The following is a 563-nucleotide window of genomic DNA, read 5'->3' as shown; positions in this document are numbered from 1 at the left end:
CCCAATTTCTGGTAATTACTGATCAATGCCCTGCCCTCGTCTTTGCGCATCTGCATAATATCGCGGCCATAAAACTGGCTTTCATAGCTGAGGTTTAAAAAACCAAGCACAGTTGGAGCCACATCAATCTGGCTGGACACGATGTCGTTTCTTATTGCGGGCACATGTTTAGGAGAATAGATAAACAGGGGAATGTGGTATTTATCCACGGGCAACTCGATTTTGCGTGCACTGCCGGCGCAATGATCGGCAACCATCACAAACACGGTATTATTAAACCAGGGCTTGGTTTTGGCCTGCTCGATAAATTCATGTATCGCATAATCGGTGTATTTAACCGCACCTTGCCGACCGCTGCCCGAGGGAATGTCAATCTTGCCTTCAGGATAGCTGTAAGGACGATGATTGCTGGTGGTCATGATCTGAAAGAAGAACGGCTGGTTATGTTGGTGATCCTTGTCGGCTTCTTTTAGGGTGCGGTTAAAGATGATGTCATCGGAAACGCCCCAGGCATTGGTAAAGGTTTTTTCCTCTTCGCTGAAATCGGTTTGATCGACGATGCG

1 protein-coding gene is annotated in these 563 nt (G+C 47.2%); it reads right to left on the bottom strand.

Features of this window, described 5'->3' with window-relative positions; genetic code table 11:
- On the bottom strand, window positions 1-563 hold a 563-nt coding region (locus RW114_RS20900), incomplete at both ends, for an LTA synthase family protein (RefSeq protein ID WP_340124644.1).

It is taken from the genome of Methylobacter svalbardensis, assembly GCF_037671525.1.
Lineage (GTDB): Bacteria > Pseudomonadota > Gammaproteobacteria > Methylococcales > Methylomonadaceae > Methylobacter_A > Methylobacter_A svalbardensis.
Note: the sequence above shows the minus strand (reverse complement) of the source record. Positions and strands in the feature narration are given on the sequence as shown.